General features: G+C 70.4%; 19 protein-coding genes. 6 read left to right on the top strand and 13 right to left on the bottom strand.

The features are described 5' to 3' along the window. Nucleotides 1–31 precede the first annotated feature (31 nt). From JMJ55_RS22075 to JMJ55_RS22060, 4 genes are read right to left on the bottom strand one after another with little or no spacing between them, the layout of a single operon-like run. The gene (locus JMJ55_RS22075; RefSeq protein ID WP_202827766.1) at nucleotides 32–616 is read right to left on the bottom strand and encodes an amino acid synthesis family protein; all 585 of its coding nucleotides are present in this window, start codon (nucleotides 614–616) and stop codon (nucleotides 32–34) included. A gap of 3 nt (nucleotides 617–619) precedes the next feature. Further along, on the bottom strand, nucleotides 620–1,729 hold the full coding sequence (locus JMJ55_RS22070) for a radical SAM protein (protein ID WP_202827765.1): 1,110 nt from the start codon (nucleotides 1,727–1,729) through the stop codon (nucleotides 620–622). A gap of 2 nt (nucleotides 1,730–1,731) precedes the next feature. Further along, complete coding sequence (locus tag JMJ55_RS22065) at nucleotides 1,732–2,736, bottom strand: lysylphosphatidylglycerol synthase domain-containing protein (RefSeq protein ID WP_202827764.1); 1,005 nt, start codon at nucleotides 2,734–2,736, stop codon at nucleotides 1,732–1,734. Next, nucleotides 2,733–3,932, bottom strand: coding sequence for an amidohydrolase family protein (locus tag JMJ55_RS22060; RefSeq protein ID WP_202827763.1), 1,200 nt, complete (start codon nucleotides 3,930–3,932; stop codon nucleotides 2,733–2,735). Before JMJ55_RS22060 ends, JMJ55_RS22065 begins: the two co-directional genes overlap by 4 nt. A 92-nt stretch (nucleotides 3,933–4,024) precedes the next feature. Between JMJ55_RS22060 and JMJ55_RS22055 the strand changes: the two genes are divergently transcribed. The 5 genes from JMJ55_RS22055 (at nucleotide 4,025) to JMJ55_RS22035 (ending at nucleotide 10,422) form a co-directional block, all read left to right on the top strand. Next, nucleotides 4,025–4,453 carry a MarR family winged helix-turn-helix transcriptional regulator gene (locus tag JMJ55_RS22055; protein ID WP_236033917.1) on the top strand — a complete coding sequence of 143 codons (429 nt, stop codon included), beginning with the start codon at nucleotides 4,025–4,027 and terminating at the stop codon, nucleotides 4,451–4,453. Nucleotides 4,454–4,518: 65 nt separating this feature from the next. After that, nucleotides 4,519–5,391 (top strand): FAD binding domain-containing protein, encoded by an 873-nt coding sequence (locus tag JMJ55_RS22050; protein ID WP_202827761.1) that lies wholly within the window; start codon nucleotides 4,519–4,521, stop codon nucleotides 5,389–5,391. Further along, nucleotides 5,388–8,090, top strand: coding sequence for a molybdopterin-dependent oxidoreductase (locus JMJ55_RS22045; RefSeq protein ID WP_202827760.1), 2,703 nt, complete (start codon nucleotides 5,388–5,390; stop codon nucleotides 8,088–8,090). The genes JMJ55_RS22050 and JMJ55_RS22045 overlap by 4 nt, the downstream gene beginning before the upstream one ends. Then, on the top strand, nucleotides 8,087–9,571 hold the full coding sequence (locus JMJ55_RS22040; protein ID WP_202827759.1) for a 6-hydroxynicotinate reductase: 1,485 nt from the start codon (nucleotides 8,087–8,089) through the stop codon (nucleotides 9,569–9,571). The genes JMJ55_RS22045 and JMJ55_RS22040 overlap by 4 nt, the downstream gene beginning before the upstream one ends. After that, nucleotides 9,556–10,422, top strand: coding sequence for a UPF0280 family protein (locus JMJ55_RS22035; protein WP_202827758.1), 867 nt, complete (start codon nucleotides 9,556–9,558; stop codon nucleotides 10,420–10,422). Before JMJ55_RS22040 ends, JMJ55_RS22035 begins: the two co-directional genes overlap by 16 nt. On the opposite strand, the gene JMJ55_RS22030 is transcribed toward JMJ55_RS22035, so the two are convergent. The 9 genes from JMJ55_RS22030 to JMJ55_RS21990 all read right to left on the bottom strand — a co-directional run bounded on the left by JMJ55_RS22030 (nucleotide 10,397) and on the right by JMJ55_RS21990 (nucleotide 20,740). Next, nucleotides 10,397–11,098 (bottom strand): ABC transporter ATP-binding protein, encoded by a 702-nt coding sequence (locus tag JMJ55_RS22030; RefSeq protein WP_202827757.1) that lies wholly within the window; start codon nucleotides 11,096–11,098, stop codon nucleotides 10,397–10,399. The two genes, JMJ55_RS22035 and JMJ55_RS22030, sit on opposite strands and share 26 nt — an antisense overlap. Continuing rightward, nucleotides 11,098–11,856, bottom strand: coding sequence for an ABC transporter ATP-binding protein (locus JMJ55_RS22025; protein ID WP_202827756.1), 759 nt, complete (start codon nucleotides 11,854–11,856; stop codon nucleotides 11,098–11,100). The genes JMJ55_RS22030 and JMJ55_RS22025 overlap by 1 nt, the downstream gene beginning before the upstream one ends. Next, nucleotides 11,843–13,690, bottom strand: a complete 1,848-nt coding sequence (locus tag JMJ55_RS22020; RefSeq protein WP_202827755.1) for an ABC transporter permease — start codon at nucleotides 13,688–13,690, stop codon at nucleotides 11,843–11,845. The genes JMJ55_RS22025 and JMJ55_RS22020 overlap by 14 nt, the downstream gene beginning before the upstream one ends. A gap of 10 nt (nucleotides 13,691–13,700) precedes the next feature. Continuing rightward, nucleotides 13,701–14,918 (bottom strand): ABC transporter substrate-binding protein, encoded by a 1,218-nt coding sequence (locus JMJ55_RS22015; RefSeq protein WP_202827754.1) that lies wholly within the window; start codon nucleotides 14,916–14,918, stop codon nucleotides 13,701–13,703. 194 nt (nucleotides 14,919–15,112) lie between these two features. Beyond that, nucleotides 15,113–16,258: an acyl-CoA dehydrogenase family protein gene (locus tag JMJ55_RS22010; protein WP_202827753.1), complete on the bottom strand. Its 1,146-nt coding sequence runs from the start codon at nucleotides 16,256–16,258 to the stop codon at nucleotides 15,113–15,115. A 6-nt stretch (nucleotides 16,259–16,264) separates the two neighbouring features. Further along, nucleotides 16,265–17,467, bottom strand: a complete 1,203-nt coding sequence (locus JMJ55_RS22005) for an acyl-CoA dehydrogenase family protein (protein WP_202827752.1) — start codon at nucleotides 17,465–17,467, stop codon at nucleotides 16,265–16,267. Between the two features lie 25 nt (nucleotides 17,468–17,492). Further along, the gene (locus tag JMJ55_RS22000; RefSeq protein ID WP_202827751.1) at nucleotides 17,493–19,568 is read right to left on the bottom strand and encodes a 3-hydroxyacyl-CoA dehydrogenase NAD-binding domain-containing protein; all 2,076 of its coding nucleotides are present in this window, start codon (nucleotides 19,566–19,568) and stop codon (nucleotides 17,493–17,495) included. An 82-nt stretch (nucleotides 19,569–19,650) separates the two neighbouring features. Further along, the gene (locus JMJ55_RS21995) at nucleotides 19,651–20,190 is read right to left on the bottom strand and encodes a chromate transporter (RefSeq protein WP_202827750.1); all 540 of its coding nucleotides are present in this window, start codon (nucleotides 20,188–20,190) and stop codon (nucleotides 19,651–19,653) included. Next, nucleotides 20,183–20,740 carry a chromate transporter gene (locus JMJ55_RS21990; protein ID WP_202827749.1) on the bottom strand — a complete coding sequence of 186 codons (558 nt, stop codon included), beginning with the start codon at nucleotides 20,738–20,740 and terminating at the stop codon, nucleotides 20,183–20,185. Before JMJ55_RS21990 ends, JMJ55_RS21995 begins: the two co-directional genes overlap by 8 nt. A gap of 182 nt (nucleotides 20,741–20,922) precedes the next feature. On the opposite strand from JMJ55_RS21990, the gene JMJ55_RS21985 reads away from it, so the two are divergent. Continuing rightward, a complete protein-coding gene (locus JMJ55_RS21985; protein WP_202827748.1) occupies nucleotides 20,923–21,315 on the top strand; it encodes a glycine zipper domain-containing protein in 393 nt (130 codons plus the stop codon). Nucleotides 21,316–21,344 lie beyond the last annotated feature (29 nt).

The raw sequence follows: 21,344 nt of genomic DNA, 5'->3' as shown, positions 1-21,344 counted from the left end.
GCCGAATGCAAGGCGGAGCGCGGGTTACAGCCTAGCGAAGCCCATCCTGGCCGATGACTTCCGCGGTGGTGAGGCCGCCGATCCGCGGGCTCGGCCGCCCGCCATCCGTGAGGGCCAGGCAGAGCAGGATTTCCCCCGCCCGCGGGGCGTCCGGAATCCGCGCCTCGATCGCGTCGAAATGGCTGCGGACGAAGGCTGCGTCCTTATGCCCGAGCGGCACGTCGATGGCGGTGCCGGGGCTCCCGGCCTTCTTCGCCGAAGGGATCAGCGCCGGCCCCTTCCCGAGCGCCGCCCGCACCGGGGCGCCCATCCTCGGGTGCAGCAGGGCGGCGGCATGTTCCAGCTCCCCCGCCTCCCCGACCACGGCGGCCTTGCCGAAGCTCTCGACCTGCTCGCCCGGGATGCCGAGAGCGGCGATGGCGCGGGCGGCGAGCAGCGCGCCCAGCTCCTCGCCCTGGGCGACGAGGTCGGACAGGTCTTCCTCATAGCGGCCGGCGAAGGGATTCTCGATGACGGCGCAGGCGACGGCGCGGCGGATCGGCCGGGCCAGATCGCGCCCCATCTCCCGACGCGTCTCATCCAGCAGGACCACGAGTTTCCGGATCACCGCCGCCATCGCCTATCCCCTTCCCGCCAGCTTCGCCAGCCGCGCGCCATGGCCGATCACGGCGCCGAGCGAGCCGAGATTACGCCGGTCCGCCAGCGCCGCCACCGCCGCGAGCGGCCGGCCCTCCTTCAACCGCGCGAAGGAATCGCCGATCGAGACGGAGAAATGCAGCATGATGCTGGCATCGCGGTAGCAGTCGGTGGTGCAGGCCTGGCAGACATCCCGCATCGCCTTCTCCGGCGTGAAGTCCCAGAGCGACGCGATCGGCGCCTTCCAGTCCTCGCAGCGCCAGAGATCGTAATTCCAGTCCAGGTAGAAATACTTGTAGCCGGCATGGCAAATGAAGCGCTCGCCCTGGCCGGTCAGCCGGCGGCGCATATCGGCGATGGCGGCGCGTGGATTGTGGACCGGGATCACCGCACGGGCCTTCTCGACCCCCTCGAAGGCGGTCAGCAGCTCGGCCTGGGACATGTCCACCAGCTCGCTATCCTCGGAATAGACGAGGGAGTTGGAGCCGAGCGCCGCCTTGCGCGGATAGGAGAAGGTGACGGCGGAGAAGCCCAGCTCCTTCAGGAAGCGCCCCAGCGCCTCGTAGTCCTTGACCAGCCGGGTCATGGCGACGCTGGCGATGACGGTCACGCCCTTGGCGGCCAGCCGGGTATTGGCCTCGCGGATGCGCGCGCAGACGCCCTTCAGCCCGCGATTCTTCTCATGCAGTTCGGCATGCTCGCTGTCGATCGAGATGAAGAGGGTGGTGATGCCACTCGCCGCCAGGGCATCCACCTTGGGCGGCAGCAGCCAGCCATTGGTGACGAGGGTCGGCTGCATGCCATGCGCCGTCGCCGCCTCGGCCATCTCAATGATCTTCGGATGCAGCAGCGGCTCGCCGCCCATGAAGGTCACGAAGCGCACATCGGCCTGCTCCCGCAGCCGCCCCAGGGCCTCGGTGAAGCGGGCGGCGTCCAGCCAGCTCCGATGCGTCACGAAGCCTTTGTCATGGGCGAAATTGCAGAAGTCGCAGGTTGCATTGCACATATTGGTGACGGAAATATTGCAGATGGCCGGCCCCCCGCGCGGCACCAGCCGCAGCAGGTCGATCACATTCGAAGCCTTACCAGCCATGCCTAGTCCCCCGATCCAGCGGATCGCATAGCCCCGCTTTCCGCCCGCTGCCAAGCGATAAGCCCGGGCAGGCCGAGCGCCACCTCCCGCGTCCGCCGCACCAGGGCGACCGCCAGGGCCGCGGCCGGCGGCACCCCGACCAGAGCCGCAGCGCCGATGATCGCCCCTTCCTGCACCGCCAGGGCGCCCGGCAGCATGAAACCGGCATTGCGCAGCGCCTGGGCCAGGCTCTCGATCACCAATGCATCAGCCAGGCTGATCGGATGGCCGAGCAGGGCGAGGACCCCGGCCACCTCCACCGCGCCCAGCAGCCAGGCGAGGCTATGCCAGAGGGTCGCCGCGGCCAGCCGGGGCCAGTCGGCATGCAGGGCGAGGATCGCCGCCTGCAGCCGGTGGATGCCGCCCGGATCGATCGCCGGCCAGCGCCGCGCCAGCCGTGCGAGGCCACGTTCCAGCAGCGCCAGCGGCAGGCGGCGTTGCAGCACCACCATCGCCGCTGCCCCGGCCAGCGCGATGCCGAACCCGGCCGCAGCAAAGCCGAGCAGACCCGGCCCGTCGCCGAGGCCCAGCAGCAGCGCCACCCCCGCCAGGGTGAAGAAAAGCTGGGAAACGGCTTCCAGCGTCAGATCGACCGTGGCGGTCGCCCCGGCCAGCCCGCCCGTCACACCGCGCCGCGCCAGCAGCCGCGCCGCCGCCGCCTGCCCGACCAGCGCCCCGGCCGGCACCAGCGCATTGGCCGATTCACGATACCAGCGCAGCAGCGCCATGGCGCCGAAGGGCGGCCGCTGGGCCGGGGGCAGCAGCGCCCGCCAGGCCGCCGCCGTCAGCAGGATCTGCGGCACATGCACCGCGAGCGAGATGCCGACCGCGAGCGGCAGCTCGGCCAGGATCGCGCCGAGCCCGGGCAGCTCCCCCGCATTCAGCGCGACCACCGCGCCGAGGGCCAGCACCCCGAAGAGCAGCCCGTTGCGAAGGCCCTGGCGCCAGCCGGGGACCGGGCCCCTCAATGCCCGAGCAGTTCCGGCACCCGCTCCGCCGGCGGCGTGTTGCGGCTGCGGCCGCAGCGCATGGCGCCGTCGATCATCACCCCGCCGATGCCGGGGATATCGCCGAGCGCGATGCTGTCGAGCAGGTCCCGCCCCGCGCTGTGCTGCGCACGGTCGAGGAAGACGAGGTCGGCGGCCCGGCCCGGCTCGATCAGCCCGGCATCGAGGTTGCGGATGCGGGCGGTGTTGCCGGTCGCCATGGCGAAGGCGAGTTCGGGCTTGATGCCGCCGAGGGAGGCGAGCAGCGAGATCATGCGGATGATGCCGAGCGGCTGCACGCCGGAGCCCGCCGGGCTGTCGGTGCCGAGGATGACGCGATGCATCTGGCCAAGGTCGCGCGCCGCCTGGGCCGCAGCGATCGCCACCCGCTCATTGCCGTTATGGACCAGCTCGATGGCGCGGCTGCTGCGCTCGCAGAGCTCGCAGACATGCCCCTCCGGCAGGCTGGTATGGCCGCCATTGATATGGCCGATGATGTCGGCATCAGCCTCCAGCACCGTGTCCTTGTCGATCAGGCCACTGCCGGGGATGGATGGGCCGCCGGTATGGATGGTGCTCTGGATGCCATGCTTGCGGGCCCAGGCGACCATCTCCCGCGCCTCATAGCCCGCCTTCACGCTGCCGAGGCCGACCTCGCCCAGCAGGGTCACGCCGGCGGCAGCGAGCTCGGCAAAGTCGCTCTCGACCATGCCCTTCTCCAGCACCGGCGCGCCGGCCAGCACCTTCACCCCGGCGGGGCGGGCGTTGAAGAAGGCGCGCTGCGCGGTGATGGCGAGTGCCTTCAGCCCGACGATGTCCTTCGGCCGGCCGGGCAGATGCACCTCGCCGGCCGAGATCATGGTGGTGACGCCGCCATGGAGGTTGCTCTCGACCCAGCCAAGCTGGTTCTGCCGTGGGGTCCAGTCGCCGAAGACGGGATGGACATGGCTGTCCACCAGGCCGGGGCAGACGGCGCAGCCATGCGCATCGATGACGAGATCCATGGGGCCGCGCGCCGCCAGTTCCGCGCCGCGGCCGATAGCGGCGATCCGCCCATCCTCGACCAGCACCGCATCGGCATCGAGAATCGGCGTCGCCAGATCGCCTGAGAGCAGCAGCCCGATATTGCGCACCAGCGTGCGGCCCTTGGCCGGACCCGCTGCCTGTTCGACCGCCATCGCCCCTGCCCCCCCTTCGGTCCCGTCCGCCCGGGAGTCTAGCCCCGCCCGCTTCGTAAGCCTAGAAACGAATGGCGTCACGGAGAGGCCCCATGGAGGACCAGCCGGAGGAGTATCTGCTGGAGGAGCAGGTGGGCCACCTGCTGCGCCGCGCCTATCAGCGGCACCTGGCGCTGTTCCAGGGAATCATGGGCGAGGACGGCCCGACCTCGATGCAATTCGCGACGCTGCACACGCTCTGGCGGCGGGGGCCGCTGTCGCAGAACCTGCTCGGCCGGATGCTGGCCATGGACCCGCCGACGGTGAAGGGCGTGGTGGCGCGGCTGATGGCCCGAGGCCTGGTGGTGCGGGAGCGGGATCCGGCCGACGCCCGGTTGCTGCGGGTGGCGCTGACCCCGGCGGCGTTGGCCGCCCTGCCCGGCTGGGTCGAGCGGGCACGGGCCGTCACCGCCGCCACCCTCGCCCCGCTGGCGCGGGAGGATGTGGCGCGGCTCGGCGCCATCCTGCGCCGGCTGGGCTGAATTCCGTTGTAGCCGGGCCGGGACGGCCCCTAAACTCGTTAGCGTCATAACGAGTGGCGGGGCGGATGGAAGCCTATCGCAGACCCGGAAGCCTGGCCGAGGCGCTGGCCCTGCTGGCCGCCGCCCCGGCGCCGCCGCTGCTGCTGGCGGGCGGGACCGATCTCTACCCCGCCCGCGCCGCGGCCGAGGCCTGGATGCGCCAGGAGCGCCGGCCCGTGCTCGACCTCTCTGGCCTGCCGGAACTGGCGGGGCTGGAGGATCGCGGCGACCATTGGCGGATCGGCGCCCGTGTGACCTGGGCCGCGATCCGCGACTCCGCGCTGCCCCCAGCCTTCCGTGCCTTGCAGGAAGCGGCCACGCAGGTCGGCGGCGCCCAGGTGCAGAACCGGGCGACGCTGGTCGGCAATCTCTGCAACGCCTCCCCCGCCGCCGATGGCGTGCCGCCGCTGCTGGCGCTGGATGCGGCGATCGAGCTGGCAAGCCCGCGCGGGCTGCGGCGGCTGGCGTTGCCGGAATTCATCCTTGGCAACCGGCGGACGGCGCTGGCGCCGGATGAGATCGCCACTGCCCTGCTGATCCCCCATGCGGCGCCGGCGGCACGGGCGGGGTTCGAAAAGCTCGGGGCGCGCAGCTACCTCGTCATCTCCATCGTCATGGCAGCGGCGGTGATCGAGGCGGAGGATGGGCGCATCCACCGCGCCCGAATCGCTCTCGGCGCCTGCTCGCCGGTCGCGCTGCGCTTGCCGGAGCTGGAGGTGGCGCTGGAAGGCCTGACCTTGGCGGAGGCGGCCAAGGCGGTGGCGCCGGCGCATCTGGCGGCGCTCAGCCCGATCGATGATGTTCGGGCGACGGCTGAGTACCGGCGCGAGGCGGCGGCAGTGCTGCTGCGGCGGCTGCTGGCGCGGCTCGCCACCCCGGCGATGGAGGTGGCGGCATGACCCGGCTGATCGTCAATGGCGCCGAACAGGTGGTGGCGGCGCCGCCCGAGGCACGGCTCAGCACCGTGTTGCGTGATGGGTTGGGCCTGACCGGGACCAAGATCGGCTGCGATGCCGGGGATTGCGGCGCCTGCACCGTGCTGGTCGATGGCGCCCAGGTCTGCGCCTGCCTCGTCCCTCTCGGCCAGGCCGAAGGCGCGCGGGTGCAGACGGTGGAAGGTCTGGCCGCCGATCCCATGGGTGCCGCCCTGCAACATGCCTTCCAGGCGCATGGCGCGGCGCAATGCGGCTATTGCACGCCGGGGATGCTGATGGCGGCGATGGAGGTGCTGCAAGCTTCGCCCCGGCCGGCAGAGGCGCAGGTGATGGCGGCGCTCGGCGGCGTGCTCTGCCGTTGCACCGGCTACCGCAAGATCGTCACGGCGGTGATGGAGGCGCATCGCTTCCTGGACGCGCCTGCGGCGCCCCTGCCTGAGGCCGGCCAGGCCGTGGGCGCCCGGATGGGCCGGGCGGATGGCTGGCCGAAGCTGGACGGGCGCGAGGCCTATGGTGCCGATGCGGCGCCGGCGGATGCGCTCTGGCTGCGGCCCGTTCGCAGCCCGCATGCCCATGCGCGCTTCACCCTGGGCGACACCGCGCCGCTGCTGGCGCGGCATCCCGGGCTGGAACGGGTGCTGGCCGCTGCCGATGTGCCCGGGCGGAACGGCTACGGCATCTATCCCGACATCAAGGACCAGGCCGTCTTCGCCGAAGGCCTCGTGCGCTATCGCGGCGATGTCGTCTGCGCCCTGGTCGGGACGCGGGAAGCGGTGGAGGCGGTGAGGGTCGAGGAGCTGCCGCTGGACTGGGAGGTGCTGCCGCCCCTCGCCGAGCCCGGCGCCGCCCTGGCCGAAGGGGCGCCTGCCCTGCATGAACGCTGGCCCGACAATGTGCTCACCACCGGCCGCGTCCGCCGTGGCGATGCGGCGGCGGCGCTCGCCGCGAGCGTGCATGTCGCCGAAGGCCGCTGGCAAACCAGCTTCGTCGAACATGCCTATGTCGAGCCCGAGGCCGGCTGGGCGCGTCGGGTCGGCGATCGGATCGAGGTCTTCGCCTCGACCCAGGCCCCCTACATGGATCTGGAGGAGGTGGCCGGCGTGCTCGGCCTGCCGCATGCCGCCGTGCGGATCGTGCCCACGGCCTGCGGCGGCGGTTTCGGCGGCAAGCTGGATGTGGCGGTGCAGCCGATGCTCGCCATCGCCGCCTGGCTGCTGCGCCGCTCCGTGCGCGCCACTTGGTCCCGCAGCGAGAGCATGGCCAGCAGCACCAAGCGCCACCCGGCCCGCATCGAGGCCCGTGCCGGCTGCGATGCGGAAGGGCGGCTGACCGCGCTGGAATTCGAGGGCATCTACGACACCGGCGCCTATGCCAGCTGGGGGCCGACCGTGGCCGGGCGCGTGCCGGCACATTCCACCGGCCCCTACCGCGTGCCGCATGTGCGGAGCCGGGCGCGGGCGGTGCTGACCAACAACCCGCCCTCCGGCGCCTTCCGCGGCTTCGGCGTGCCCCAGGCCGCCATCGCGCAGGAAGCGCTCTGGGACCGGCTGGCCGATGCCGCCGGGATCGACCGGCTGGAATTCCGCCTCATCAACGCGCTCCGCGCCGGCGATGCGACAGCGACCGGCCAGGTGATCGCCGCCTCCGCGGGCCTGCCCGCCTGCCTCGAGGCGCTGCGGCCACGCTGGGCCGCGCTGCGGGAAGAGGCGGCGGCAGAGAATGCGGCGGGCGGGCCGCTGCGCCATGGCGTCGGCATCGCCTGCATGTGGTACGGCATCGGCAATACCGGCATGTCCAACCCCTCCACCATGCGGATCACGCTGGAGCCGGGCGGGCGCCTCGCTTTCCACAATGGCGCGGTCGATATCGGCCAGGGCAGCACCACCGTGCTGCTGCAGATCGCGGCCGATGCGCTCGGCCTGCCCGCCAGCGCCTTCGCCCTTGTGCTGGGCGATACCGACCTGACGGCCGATGCCGGCAAGACCAGCGCCTCCCGCCAGACCTTCGTCAGTGGCCGGGCGGCGATGGAGGCAGGGCTGGCGCTCCGCGACGCCATCCTGCTCCGCGCCAATGCGGGGCCGGAGGGGCGGCTGGCGCTCTCGGATGGCATGCTGACCGTCGATGGCCGCCCGCTGCATCTCGAGGCACCGCTGGAAGGGCTCGGCCGCTTCGATCCGCCGACCGTGCCGCTCGATGCCGATGGCCAGGGCGTGCCCTATGCGACCTATGGCTTCGCCGCCCAGATCGCGGCGCTGGCGGTGGATACCGAGCTCGGCACCATCCGGCTGAAGCGCATTGTCGCCGCGCATGATGTCGGCCGCGCCATCAACCCGCTGCTGGTCGAGGGGCAGATCGAGGGCGGCATTGCCCAGGGCATCGGCCTCGCGCTGATGGAGGAATACCTCCCCGGCCGGACCGAGAACCTGCACGACTACCTGATCCCGACCGTTGGCGACGTGCCTGCGATCGAGAGCATCCTGATCGAGGATCCCGAGCCGCTCGGCCCCTATGGCGCCAAGGGCATCGGCGAGCCGGCCCTGGTCCCGACCGCGCCGGCCATCTTCTCCGCCATCCGCGACGCGACGGGGGCGGAGATCAACCGCATCCCCGCCTTGCCCCATCGCGTTCTCGAGGCGATCCGCCGCAAGGAAGGCGCAGGATGAGCACCGACCGCACCGCCATCTTCGGCGCCCGCGAGGGCAATGAGGGCATCGTCCGCTGCGATGCCTGCCCCGTGCTCTGCCGCATCCGCCCTGGCCGCAGCGGCGCCTGCAGCCGCTATGCCAACCAGGACGGCGCGTTGGTCCGCACCGATCCGCTGGTGCTGATGCAGCGCACGGTGGAGGCAGGCGGCGAGACGGTGCCCTTCCTCGAAGGCTCGGAGGATTGGGCCGGCGGCCTGACGCCGCGCGGAGACGTCTTCGTCACCGCCATCGGCGCCGGCACCACCTATCCCGACTACAAGCCGGCGCCCTTCATTGTCGGCTCCCGCCATGCGGGCGTCGATACCGTCACCGTCGTGACCGAGGGAATCTTCAGCTATTGCGGGCTGAAGGTGAAGATCGACACAGACCGGCACCTTGGCCCAGAGACCGCGGCCGTACGCGTCGATGGCGAGCAGATCGGCCATGTCACCACCGCCGAATATGGCAGCCAGATGCTGAGCCTCGGCGGCGTGCGGCACCTGACGGGCGGCTCGAAGCGCGAGGGCAATGTCACCTGCGCCGCCATGCTGGCCCTCTGCAACAAGCAGGCGGTCGAGGTGCAGGTGGATGGCGGCGCCCGGCTGATGCTGCAGGCCGGCACCGCCCCCATCGTCGATGGCGTGCCGGAGCAGCGCATGCGCGTCGGCTGCGGCAGCGCCGCCATCGGCATCTTCGCCCAGCAATGGCATGGCCATGTGGATGAGGTGATCGTGGTCGACGACCACATCACCGGCGTGCTGTCCGAGCATCAGGCGGGGAAATGCCTCGGTGTCTCGCCGACCGGCATCCGCGTGCGCGGGCGGCGCTCGACTCCGGGCCGGTATTTCCAGGTGGCGCATCCGGGCAAGGGCTGGGGCGGGACGGATATCGAAGATCCGCTCGCCGTCATCGAGAGCATCGACCCGAAGACCGCCTGGCCCGGCCTCCGCCTGCTGCTGACCAGCACCACCGGCGAGGACCACCTCTATGTCGAGCTGGACGAGGCGCTGCGTCCGATGCCGGTGGCGACGCCGCCCGCGGTGCTGAAGACCGTCGAGCGGATCGGCGAGAATTGCGAACCGGCGCTGACCTCCATCCTGTTCATGGCCGGTGCCGGCGGCTCGCTGCGGGCGGGCGTCACCGAAAATCCGGTGCTGCTGACGCGGGAGGTGCAGAAGTCGCTGGTGCGCGTCACCATCGGCGGGGCGCCCTGCACCCTCTGGCCCGGTGGCGGCATCACGGTCATGGCGGATGTGCTGCGGGTGCCGGATGGCGCCTTCGGTTACGTCCCGACGCCCGCCCTGGTCGCGCCTATCGAATTCACCTTGCGGGCCGATCTCTATGCCCGGCTCGGCGGGCATGTGGAGCATGCGCTGCCGCTGGAGCTGCTGCTGGCCGAGTATGGCGATGCGGCACGGCAGGAAGCCTGGATGGGGGCCAACCCATGGCCGGCGCCCTAGCCGCCGCTCTCCCAGATGGGCGGCTGCACTTGCAGGAAGGCCCGATCGACCTGGTGATCGGGCTGGAGGGAACGCGCGCCGCCATCGCCGAGGCCGCCACCCGGGCCCGCGCCGCCTTCGAGGGACTGCTCGCTGGACTGGTCGCCGAACTGCCGCTGCTGCGTGCGCCGATCGGACCGGACCGGCCGGCCTTCAGCGGCCCCGTCGCCCGCCGGATGGCTGCCGCCGTCTGGCCCTTCCGCGCCGGCTTCATCACCCCGATGGCGGCCGTTGCCGGGGCCGTGGCGGAGGAAGTGCTGGCAGCCTTGGCCGACACGCCCGGGCTGATGGCGGCGCATGTGAATAATGGCGGTGATATCGCGCTTTACCTCGCCGCCGGCGCCTCGCTGCGGATCGGCGTCGTGCCGCATCTGGCGCGCGCGGTGCCGGAAGCGTTGATCCGCATTCGCGCCGAGGATCCGGTGCGCGGCATCGCCACCAGCGGCTGGCCTGGACGGAGCTTCTCCCTCGGCATCGCCGATGCGGTGACGGTGCTGGCGGCCAGCGCCGCCGCGGCGGATGCGGCGGCGACCGTCATCGCCAATGCGGTGGATGCGGAGCATCCGGCCATCCGCCGCACCCCCGCCGCCTCGCTCGATCCGGACAGCGATCTCGGCGACCGGCTGGTCACGACCGGGGTCGGCCCGCTGCCGGAGGCGGTGGCGGAGGCGGCGCTCGATGCCGGCGAGGCGCGGGCCGAGGCGCTGCTCTCGGCCGGGCTGATCGAGGGTGCGGCGCTGGTGCTGGGTGAGCGGATCCGCGTGGTCGGCACGCCCGGCCTGCTGGCTAGACCGACAGATACTGCTCCCTGACCTCATCGGCGGCGAGGAGCTCGGGGATTGTCCCGCTCCAGCGGATGCGGCCCTTCTCGATGATGGTCGCCCGGTCGCTGACCGCTTGGGCGAAATGCAGGTTCTGCTCGGAGAGCAGGATGGAAAGCCCCTCCGCCTTCAGTGCCCGGATCGCTTCCGCCATGCGCTCGATGATAACGGGCGCCAGGCCCTCGCTCGGCTCGTCCAGCAGGATCAGCTTCGGATTGCCCATCAGCGTGCGGGCGATGGTCAGCATCTGCTGCTCGCCACCACTCATCCGCCCGCCCGGCCGGTCCTGCATGGAACCGAGGCTGGGGAAGAGGGCGAAGAGCCGCTCCGGCGTCCAGGGCCGCAGCGCCGCCGTCGCCGGGCGGCGGCCGACCTCCAGATTCTCCAGCACCGAAAGCTCGGTGAATATGCGCCGCTCCTCCGGGACGTAGCCCAGGCCGCGCCGGGCGATCTCGAAGGGCTCCCGTCCCGCGATCTCGGCGCCGTCGAAGCGGACGCTGCCGGCAGCGGGCGGCACCAGGCCCATGATCGCCTTCATGGTCGTGCTCTTGCCCGCGCCATTGCGCCCGAGCAGCACCACCACCTCGCCCGCCCCGACCTCGAGCGCGACATCGTCGAGGATTTGCGCGCGGCCGTAATAGGCCGAGAGGCCGGACACGCTCAGCATCAATGCGCCCCCGTCACCGCGCCGGAGCCGAGATAGACTTCCCGCACATTCGGGTCCGCGCGGACCGCGGCCGGCGCCCCCTCGGCGATCAGGCGGCCGCGGTCGAGCACCAGGATGCGGTCGGCATGGCTGAAGACGACGTCCATGTCATGCTCGGTGAAGAGCACGGCGATGCCGCTCTCCCGCGCGATCTCGGCGGTCAGCGCCATCAGCGCGACGCGCTCCTGCGGTGCCATGCCCGCGGTCGGCTCGTCCATCAGCAGCAGCTTCGGTTCATTGGCGAGGGCAATGGCGAGTTCGACCCGCTTCAGATCGCCATAGGCCAGGATGCCGCAGGGCCGCTCCGCCTGGTCCGCCATGCCCAGCCGCCCGAGCAGCGCCCGCGCTGGCGCCGCATCCAGCCGCGCCACCGGCCGCCACAGCCCGCCGAGGCGTCGGTGGTGCGAGAGCAGCGCCATCTGCACATTCTCCAGCACCGTCATGGAGCCGAAGGTCGCGGTGATCTGGAAGGTCCGCCCGACGCCGAGCCGCCAGACCTGGCGCGGCGCAAGGCCGGTGATCTCGCGGCCCAGCAGCCGCACCGTCCCAGCATCCGGCCGCAGCTGGCCATTCAGCATGTTGAAGCAGGTGGATTTCCCGGCGCCGTTCGGCCCGATCAGCGCCAGCATCTCGCCCGGATGCACGGCGAAGGAGACACCCTGCACGGCGCGCACGCCGCCGAAGCTCTTCTCCAGCCCCGCGACCTCAAGCGTCGCCATGGCGCGCCTCCCACCTTGCCCGGGCCGCGCCGGCGAGGCCTTGGGGGAAGAACAGTACAAGCAGCACGATGATGCTGCCGAGGACCAGCCGCCAGTAATCGGTGATCCGCACCAGCTGTTCCTGCAAGCCGGTCAGGGCGAGCGCACCGACAATCGGGCCGGAGAGGGTGTGCACCCCGCCCAGCAGCACCATCAGCAACGCATCGACGCTGCGCGGGATGTCCATATAGGTCGGGAAGACGCTGCCCTTGGCATAGGCGAAGAGTCCGCCGGCGATGCCCGCCGCCGCGGCTGCCAGGCCGAAGCCCAGCCAGCGGATGCGGAAGGCATCGATGCCGATCGCCTCGGCCCGCAGGGTGCTGTCCCGCTGCGCCCGCAGCGCATAGCCGAAGGGCGCATGAATGACCCGTCGCAGCAGCAGCGTCGCCCCGAGGCAGAGGACCAGGGCAAGGTAGTAATAGACCAGCTTGGGCGCCGCCCAACGATCCGGCCAGACGCCCAGGATGCCGTTGTCGCCACCGGTCAGCTCCACCCACTGAAAGGCGACCGACCAGGCGATCTGGGCGAAGGCGAGGGTCAGCATGGCGGCATAGACGCCGGACAGCCGCACGCAGAAGAAGCCGAAGACCAGGCCGAAGATACCCGCCGCCAGCGGCGCCAGCGCCAGCCCCGCCAGCATCGGTGCCCCGAGCCATTGCCCCGCCAGCGCCGCTCCATAGGCGCCGAGGCCGAAATAGGCCGCATGGCCGAAGCTCGCCATGCCGCCCGGCCCCATGATGAGGTGCAGGCTGGCGGCGAAGAGGACGAGGATCGCCATCTCCGTCAACACCGAGAGCGCATAATCGCCGAGGAAGGGCGGCAGCAGGACCGCAACGGCCAGCGCCGCAAGCCCCAGTCGGCGCAGCGCCGGCGGCGCCGGGCCGATCAGCGGCGCCGCGCTCCCCTGCCCGCCCCGCGCCGCCGCTTCCGGCTTGCCGAGCAGCCCGTGCGGCCGCACCACCAGCACCAGCGCCATCACCAGGAAGACGAGCACCAGCGTGATCTTCGGCAGGACCAGGATGCCGAAGGCATGCAGCTCCCCGATCAGCAGCGCCGCCAGCGCGGCGCCCGAAAGGCTGCCGAGCCCGCCCACCACCACCACCACGAAGGCCTCGGTGATGATGGAGAGATCCATATGCAGGTTGACGCTCTCCCGCGGCAATTGCAGCGCACCGCCGAGGCCGGCGAGCAGGCTGCCGAGGAAGAAGACCGAGGTGAAGAGCATCCGCTGATTGACGCCGAGCGCGCCCACCATCTCCCGGTCCTGGGTCGCCGCCCGGACCAGCGTGCCCCAGCGCGTGCGATGGAACAGCAGCCAGAGCAGGCCGAGAACCACCGGCCCGACACCGATCAGGAACAGCTCATAGAGCGGGAAGCGAAGGCCGAGGATTTCCGTGCTGCCGCGCAGCCCCGGCGCGCGCGGGCCGAGCAGGTCCTGCGCGCCCCAGGTCATCAGCGCCAGGTCCTGCACGATCAGCACCACGCCGAAGGTGGCGAGCAGCTGGAACAGCTCCGGCGCGCGATAGATGCGGCGCAGCAGCAGCACCTCCACCACTACGCCGATCAGCCCGACGATGATCGCCGCCCCGACCACCCCGCCCCAGAAGCCGAGATGGCCGCGCGGCAGTTGCGTGACGAGGGTGAAGGCCAGATAGGCGCCCAGCATGTAGAGCGAGCCATGGGCGAAATTGACCACCCGGCTGACCCCGAAAATGACGGTCAGCCCGGAGGCCACGAGGAAGAGCGACGAGGCGCTCGCCAGGCCGCTGAGCGCCTGGAGCAGAAGGTTCTCCAAGGTGCGGCGGTCAGGCCTGGGGCCGCAGCGTCCGCACAACATCGTCCGAGGGCAGGTAGTCCTTGCCATCGGCGTAGCGCCAGTCGGCCATGGCGCCCTTGCCGTTCTTCAGCACCGTGCGGCCGACAAAGGCGCCCATGGTGGATTGATGATCGATGGCGCGGAACTCGATAGGGCCGAAGACCGAGTTGAATTGCAGCCCGGCCATGGCATCGACCATCGCCTCGGTCTCGGTCGAGGGCGTCTTCTTCAGCAGCGCCGCGATCGCCATCACGGTGTCATAGCCGACCACGCTGCCGAGCCGCGGATAGTCGTTCCAGCGCTTGCGATAGGCCTCGCGGAAGGGGGTATGGCTGGGCGTGTCGATCTGTTCCCACGGGTAGCCGGTGACGATCCAGCCCTCCGGCGCCTCATCCCCCAGCGGGTCGAGATATTCCGGCTCCCCGGTCAGCAGGGAGACCACCCGGCGCCGTTCGAACAGGCCGCGGGTCGAGCCCTGGCGGACGAAATTGGTCAGGTCGGCGCCGAAGGTGACGTTGAAGATCGCCTCCGGATTGGCGGCGGCGAGGGCCTGGACGGTGGCGCCGGCATCAATGCGGCCGAGGGCGGGGAATTGCTCGGCGACGAATTCGACGCCCGGCTTGGCGCGGGTCAGCAGTTCCTTGAACCAGCGCACGGCGGATTGGCCGTATTCATAATTCGGCGCGACGGTGGCCCAGCGCTTGGCGGGCAGCTTCGCTGCTTCCTCCACCAGCATGGCGGATTGCATATAGGTGCTGGCGCGGAGGCGGAAGGTGTAGCGGTTGCCTCGGCTCCAGACCAAGGCGTCGGTCAGCGGCTCGGAGGCGACGAAGAGGCGGCGGTTCTGGTTGGCGAAATCCGCCAGCGCCAGCCCGATATTCGACAGGAACCCGCCGGCCAGCAGCGAGACGCGCTCGGCATTCACCAGTTCGCCGGCGAGGCGCACGGCATCCTCCGGCTTGCCGGCATCGTCGCGGAAGATGGTCTCGATCGGACGGCCGTTAATGCCGCCTGCGGCATTCACCTGTTCCTGCGCCAGGATCCAGGCATTGCGGTAGGGCTGCAGGAAGGCAGGCTGGGCGGTGTAGCTGTTGATCTCGCCAATGCGGATCGGCGTGGCCTGGGCTCGCGCCAGATTCGGCGCTGCCAATGCCGCCACCCCGGCGCCCGCCAGAATCTGGCGGCGCCCGATCGCCCGTCCCGTCATTGCTGCCCCCGGTCTCGCTGCGACTGCGAAGGCGATATGGAACCGCAATATCCGTTATTGTGCAAACGGATTTCGGCCCTTTTCGCCCCCTTCACCTCCAGATAGCGCAGATAGGGCGTCTTCGCCTCCCAGCCCCGCGGGGAGGGTCGTCACGGCGCCCCTGCCGAGACGTCTCGGCAGGGGCCCGCGAACATTCAGGCGGCGGCGACCAAGCCGCCGCTTTCGGACAGGTAGCGGACGTAATGATCGGCATCGCCGAACATCGCGTCATTCACCGTCAGCCGCTTGAAATAGTGGCCGGCGGCGTATTCGATGGTCATGGCGATGCCGCCATGCAGCTGGACGCTCTGCTGCCCGACGAAGCGGGCCGAGCGGCCGATCTGCACCTTCACCGCGGCCATCGCCTTGCGCCGCTCCTCCGGGTTGCGCTCGGCGGCGGACATGGCGGCGAAATAGGACATGGACCGCGCCTGCTCCAGCGCGACCAGCATATCCGCCGCGCGGTGCTGCAGGGCCTGGAAGCTGCCGATCGGCCGGCCGAATTGCTGGCGGGTCTTCATGTAGTCGATGGTCATGTCATGCACCGCCTGCATGGCGCCGACCGCCTCCCCGGCCAGGGCAGCGATGCATTCATCGACCACCTGATCGACCAGCGGCAGCCCGTCCTCCGGGTTGCCGAGCACGGCGAGCGCCCGGGCATTGGAGAATTCCACCTCGGCCGCCCGCTGCCCATCGACGGTGCGGTAACCGCGCCGCTCCACCCCCGGCCCCTTGGCATCGACGAGGAAGACGCCGATGCCCTTCTGGTCGCGCTGGCTGCCGGCCACGCGGGCGGTGACGATCAGCCGGTCGGCGCTGTCGCCATGCACCACATAGCCCTTGCGGCCATTGATGACCCAACCATCACCATCCCGCTTCGCCGTCGTCGCCACGTCGAAGAGGTCATAGCGCGACTGCCGCTCCACCTGGGCGAAGGCCAGCAGCATCTCGCCCGAGGCCACCTGCGGCACCAGCTCGTTGCGCAGCTCCTGCGAGGCGCCGTGGCGGAGGAAGCCGCCGCCGATGACGACGGTGCTCATCCAGGGCTCGAGGGTGATGTACCGCCCGATCTGCTCGGCGACGATCAAGGTCTCCACCGGGCCGCCGCCAAAGCCGCCCTCATCTTCGCCGAAAGGCAGGCCGAGCAGGCCGAGCTCTGCGAATTGCGACCAGATCTCGCGGCTCCAGCCATCGCCCGCCTTCATATAGGCCTTGCGCTGCTCGAAGCCGTATTTGTCGCCCAGCAGCCGCGCCACGCTGTCCTGCAGCAGGCGCTGCTCTTCCGTCAGGTCGAAATCCATCTGTCTTCAGAGCCCCAAAAACGCTTTGGCCATGATGTTGCGCTGGATCTCGTTCGACCCGCCATAGATGCTCTGCTTGCGCCAGTTGAAGTAGACGCCCGCCAGACCGAAGGCCCAGTCGGGCGCGACGTCCACATCGTTGCTCGCGCCTTCCTCATCCGGGTCGCCATCCACCCAGGCATAAGGGCCAGCCGCCTTCATCAGCAGCTCGGAGCACATCTGCTGGATCTCGGTGCCCTTGATCTTGAGGACCGAGGTCGCGGGGTCCGGCTTCTTGTCCTTGCGCTTGGTCTCGGTGGCGATGACGCGCATGACGGTCATCTCCAGCGCCTTCAGCTCGACCTCGATCTCCGTCACCTTGCGGCGGAAATCCGGATCCTCCATCAGCGGCCGGCCGCCATCCATGCTTTCCTGGGCAATAACCTTCAACCGGCGGATGCGCTCGCGCGAGGCGCCGACCCGGGCCTGGCCGAAACGCTCATTGCCCAGCAGGAATTTGGCGCAGTCCCAGCCCTTGTTCTCCTCGCCGACGAGGTTCTCCGCCGGAATCTTCACGTCATCGAAGAAGACCTCGTTCACCTCATGCCCGCCCTCGATGGTGATGATCGGGCGGACGGTGATCCCGGGCGTCTTCATGTCGCAGAGCAGGAAGGAGATGCCTTCCTGCTTCTTCGCCGCCGGATCGGTGCGGACGAGGAGGAAGATCCAGTCGGCATGCTGGGCGAGCGTCGTCCAGGTCTTCTGACCGTTGACGACATAATGGTCGCCCTCCCGCACCGCCCGGGTCTTGAGGCCCGCGAGGTCGGAGCCGGCGCCCGGCTCGGAGAAGCCCTGGCACCACCAATCATCGAGGTTCAACATGCGGGGCAGGTATTTCTTCTTCTGCTCCTCGGTGCCGAATTCGATGATGACCGGCCCGCACATATTGATGTTGAAGCCGAGCGGGGACGGCGCCGGCGCCTGCTGCAGCTCCTCGCGGAAGATATAGCGCTGGGCGAGCGTCCAGCCCGGCCCGCCGGCCTCCTTCGGCCATTCCGGCGCGGCCCAGCCGCGGGCGTTCAGCTTGCGCTGCCAGTCCACCACCTGGTCCTTGGTGGGGGACTTGCCGGCGATCATCCGCTCCCGCGTCTCGGCCGGCAGTTCCTTGGCGATGAAATCGCGGACCTCCTTGCGGAAGGCGATTTCCTCATCGGTGAAGCGGAGGTCCATCGGGTCTCTCCTTGTCGTTTGAGGGTCAGGCGGCGCGCTTGAGGGTGGCGAAGCTGCCCCCCTCGGTCGCCAGCTTCTCGATCAGGGCGCAGGGCTGCAGGTTGCGGTCGCCGGTCACCTCGGCGTAATGCGCCAGCTTATCGCGCACCGCCTTCAGCCCCATCCGGTCGGCCCAGAACATCGGGCCGCCGCGGAAGGCCGGCCAGCCGAAGCCATTGACGAAGATCACGTCGATATCGATGGGGCGGGAGGCGACGCCTTCCTCCAAGATGCGCGCGCCTTCGTTCACCATCGGCAGCAGCAGCCGCTCCAGGATCTCCTGATCCTCGATCTTGCGGCGGCGGACCTGCATCTTCTCGGCGGTGTCGAGGATGATCTGCTCGACCTCCTTCGAGGGGATGCGCTTGCGGTTCTCGTCGTAGTCGTAATAGCCCTTGGAGGTCTTCTGGCCGAGGCGCCCGGCGGCCACCACCGCATCGGCGATCGGCGCCACCGTGCCGCGCGCCTTCCGCACCGCCGCGCCGATATCGAGGCCGGCGAGGTCGCCCGTGGCGAGCGGCCCCATGGCCATGCCATAGCCTTCCATGACGCGGTCGATATCCTGCGGCAGGCAGCCCTCGAGCAGCAGCTTCTCCACCTGCGGGCCGCGCTTGCCGGTCATGCGGTTGCCGACGAAGCCGTCGCAATTGCCGACCAGCACCGGCAGCTTGCCGATCCGCTTGCCGACCTCGGTCGCGGTAGCGATGGCGGTCGCATTGGTCGCCGAACCGCGGACATTTTCCAGCAGCCGCATGACATTGGCTGGGCTGAAGAAATGCATCCCGATAACGAGCTCGGGCCGCTTGGTGGCCGAGGCGATCCCGTCGATATCGAGGGTCGAGGTGTTGGAGGCGAGCACTACGCCCGGCCGCGCCGCCTTGTCGAGCCGCCCGAAGACCTCCTTCTTCACCTCCATATTCTCGAAGACGGCCTCGATGACGAGGTCGGCCTCGCCCACCGCCTTCTCGAACTCCGTGGTGCCGGAGAGCAGCGCGCGGCGCTTCTCATACTCCGCCTGGGACAGCCGCCCGCTCTTCACGGTGCGCTCCCAATTGGCTTCGCAACGCTTCAGCCCCTTCTCCAGCGCCTCCGCCGAGGTCTCGACGATCGTCACCGGCAGGCCGAAATTCGCCGCCGACATGGCGATGCCGCCGCCCATCGTGCCGCCGCCGATGACGACCAGCTTGTTGACCGTCAGCCCCTTCGCATCCGCCGGCAGGTCCGGCACGCGCTGCGCCTCGCGCTCGCCGAAGAAGATGTGGCGCAGCGCTTGGCTCTGTTCGCCAGCGACGAGGCGCTGGAACTGGTCGCGCTCGACCTTCAGCCCCTCCTCGAAGGGCATGGTGAAGGCGGCGCGCACCGCCTCGACACAGCCGAGCGGGCTTTCCTGCCCGCGGGTCCGTGCCGTCAGCGGCTTCACCGCCGCGTCGAAGGCCGCGGCGTCATAGCCGGCGATCTTGTCGGTGCGGTTGCGGGCCAGGGTGAACTGGCGCCCGGCATTGGCCCGCGTCCAGTCCACCGCCGCCTTCTCCAGCGGCCCGTCGACCACCGCATCGACGAAGCCGAGCTTCACTGCCTGCTCGGCGCTGACCGGCTCGCCGCCGACGATGATCTTCAGCGCCTCCAGCCCGATTAGCCGCGGCAGCCGCTGGGTGCCGCCGGCGCCGGGGACGAAGCCGCGCTTCACCTCCGGCAGCCCGACCTGCGCGCCCGGCGCCGCGACGCGCGCATGACAGGCCAGCGCCAATTCCAGCCCGCCGCCCAGCGCATTGCCATGGATGGCCGCCACGACCGGCACCGGCGAGGCTTCGATCGCATCGAAGACATCGGTCAGCGAGGGCGGCACCCGCGGCTTGCCGAATTCGGTCATCTCGGCGCCGGCGCTGAAATTGCGCCCCGAGCCGATGATGACGACGGCCTTGGCCCCGGCGGCGGCCTTCAGCCCCTCGAGAAGCCCGGCCCGCACCTCCGTCCGCAGCGTGTTGACGGGGGCATTGGCGATGCGCAGCACATGCACATCCCCGTCCCGGGCGTGCTCGACGAAACGGGGCGTTTCGGCCATGGGCGTTCCTCATTCTTGGCAATGACAGGCCGCGCATCCTGTTGCCCGGCCCCTTCCCGTGTCAACGGGGACAGATAGGCTGCTATCCGACCAGGATCCCGGCCTGCTGCAACCCGGCATAGAGCAGCGCCACCACCGCCATCACCGCATAGGGGCTGGCCCCGCGCAGCAGCGCCAGGGTGCAGAGGAGGAGCGTCGCCACCTCCAGCCTGCCCGCTCCATCGGCCTGCACCAGCGTATAGACCCCGGCGAAGATCAGCCCGACCGCGATCGGCGCCAGCGCGCGCTCGATCACCTTCCGCACCGGGCTGTCGCCCCGCCGCCGCCACCAATGGCCAACCGCCAGCAACAGGCAGGAGGACGGCCCATATAGGCCGATCGCCCCGGCCAGCGCTCCCGCGAAGCCCGCCGCCTGCCAGCCAATCAGGGCGCAGATCAGGGATCCGGGCCCCGGCGCAGCGCGGGAGATGGCGAAAAGGTCGATGAATTGCCGCTCGGTCATCCAGCCATGCACCTCGACCGCCTGGCGCTGCATCTCGGCGAAGATCGAGGGCCCGCCGCCGAGCGAGACCAGGGAGAGCGGCGCGAAGACCAGCAGCAGGGCGGTGAGCCGTTCAGCCACGCGCCCGCCCGCCCAGCCAGGCCAGGCCGATGCTGGCCGGGATCAGCACCGCCACGACCGGGATCATCGGCCAGCGCAGCAGCCCGACCGCGATGAAGGTTGCCCCCGCCATCACCCAGGGCCAGAGGCCGCGCATGTGGCGGGCCGTCCGCAGCCCGGTGGTGACGGAATTGGCCAGCCCCGCCGCCGCCACGCCGCCCAGCACCACGCCGAAGCCGGCCATCCCCATCCCCCAGCCATAGAGCAGCGCCAGGCCGAGAATGAACAGGAAGGGTGGGCCGAGGATGCCGATGAAGGCCATCGCCGCCCCGGGAAAGCCGCGGAGCTGCTGGCCGATATAGAGGGCGAGATTCACGCTGTTCGGCCCCGGCAGCACCTGGCCTAGGGCGAGGCCGGCGAGGAATCCCTCCTCGCTCAGCCAGCGGCGCCGCACCACTACCTCCCGGTGCATCCAGCCGGCGAGGCCGCCGCCGAAACTCGCCATGCCGAGCTGGCTGAAGACGCCAAGGATTGCGAGCAGGCGCGCCGGCGGCGCTTCAGGATCGGGCACCGCTTCCCCCACCATGCTCCCCTTGGGCCTTGCAGGCCGGCATTCTTTCGCCGAAGCCCTGCCCTGTCGAGGCCGCTGCCACGCCCCTGCCATGCCGCCGCCATGCGGTGGCCGCCTCAAGCATGGCTGATGCAGCTACTGCCGCCATTGGCGCGTTGCGGTGGTGTATCGGAGAGCGAGGGATGATGCGATCGAGCGTCTGGCTGGCGGCTCTGGCGGCGCTGCCGCTCGGTGGCTGCGTGGTGCAGCCGGAGCCCTATTACTATGCCGCGCCACCCTCCAGCACGGCGGCCGGTGCGGTCACCGGCGCGGCGGCGGGCGGGTTGCTGGGCGCGGTGGTCGGCCGGGGCGGCGGGGCCGTCCTGGGCGGCGCGGCCGCGGGCGCGCTGGTGGGCGGGCTCATCGGCAATTCGGCCGACCAGCGGAACGCGGCGGAGGCGCAGGGCTACTACGCCCAGCCCCAGTACCAGCAGCAGTACCAATACCAGCAACCCCAGTATCAGCAGCAGTACCAGGACCCCTATGCCTCCCCCTATTACGGCAGGCCGCAGGAGGCACCGTCCGAGGGCTGGTAGCGCGCGCTTCCCGGCCGGCGCCGGGAGGG

This window comes from Belnapia mucosa (assembly GCF_016775475.1).
GTDB lineage: Bacteria > Pseudomonadota > Alphaproteobacteria > Acetobacterales > Acetobacteraceae > Belnapia > Belnapia mucosa.
The sequence above is the reverse complement of the archived record's forward strand: the minus strand, read 5'-3'. Positions and strand labels throughout refer to the sequence as shown.

Coding starts and splice junctions, on each gene's coding strand:
- JMJ55_RS22075 (WP_202827766.1), bottom strand. CDS start 616: ATGGCGGCGGTGATCCGGAAACTCGTGGTCCTGCTGGATGAGACGCGT.
- JMJ55_RS22070 (WP_202827765.1), bottom strand. CDS start 1,729: ATGGCTGGTAAGGCTTCGAATGTGATCGACCTGCTGCGGCTGGTGCCG.
- JMJ55_RS22060 (WP_202827763.1), bottom strand. CDS start 3,932: ATGGCGGTCGAACAGGCAGCGGGTCCGGCCAAGGGCCGCACGCTGGTG.
- JMJ55_RS22055 (WP_236033917.1), top strand. CDS start 4,025: ATGGAGGACCAGCCGGAGGAGTATCTGCTGGAGGAGCAGGTGGGCCAC.
- JMJ55_RS22050 (WP_202827761.1), top strand. CDS start 4,519: ATGGAAGCCTATCGCAGACCCGGAAGCCTGGCCGAGGCGCTGGCCCTG.
- JMJ55_RS22045 (WP_202827760.1), top strand. CDS start 5,388: ATGACCCGGCTGATCGTCAATGGCGCCGAACAGGTGGTGGCGGCGCCG.
- JMJ55_RS22040 (WP_202827759.1), top strand. CDS start 8,087: ATGAGCACCGACCGCACCGCCATCTTCGGCGCCCGCGAGGGCAATGAG.
- JMJ55_RS22035 (WP_202827758.1), top strand. CDS start 9,556: ATGGCCGGCGCCCTAGCCGCCGCTCTCCCAGATGGGCGGCTGCACTTG.
- JMJ55_RS22030 (WP_202827757.1), bottom strand. CDS start 11,098: ATGCTGAGCGTGTCCGGCCTCTCGGCCTATTACGGCCGCGCGCAAATC.
- JMJ55_RS22025 (WP_202827756.1), bottom strand. CDS start 11,856: ATGGCGACGCTTGAGGTCGCGGGGCTGGAGAAGAGCTTCGGCGGCGTG.
- JMJ55_RS22015 (WP_202827754.1), bottom strand. CDS start 14,918: ATGACGGGACGGGCGATCGGGCGCCGCCAGATTCTGGCGGGCGCCGGG.
- JMJ55_RS22010 (WP_202827753.1), bottom strand. CDS start 16,258: ATGGATTTCGACCTGACGGAAGAGCAGCGCCTGCTGCAGGACAGCGTG.
- JMJ55_RS22005 (WP_202827752.1), bottom strand. CDS start 17,467: ATGGACCTCCGCTTCACCGATGAGGAAATCGCCTTCCGCAAGGAGGTC.
- JMJ55_RS22000 (WP_202827751.1), bottom strand. CDS start 19,568: ATGGCCGAAACGCCCCGTTTCGTCGAGCACGCCCGGGACGGGGATGTG.
- JMJ55_RS21985 (WP_202827748.1), top strand. CDS start 20,923: ATGATGCGATCGAGCGTCTGGCTGGCGGCTCTGGCGGCGCTGCCGCTC.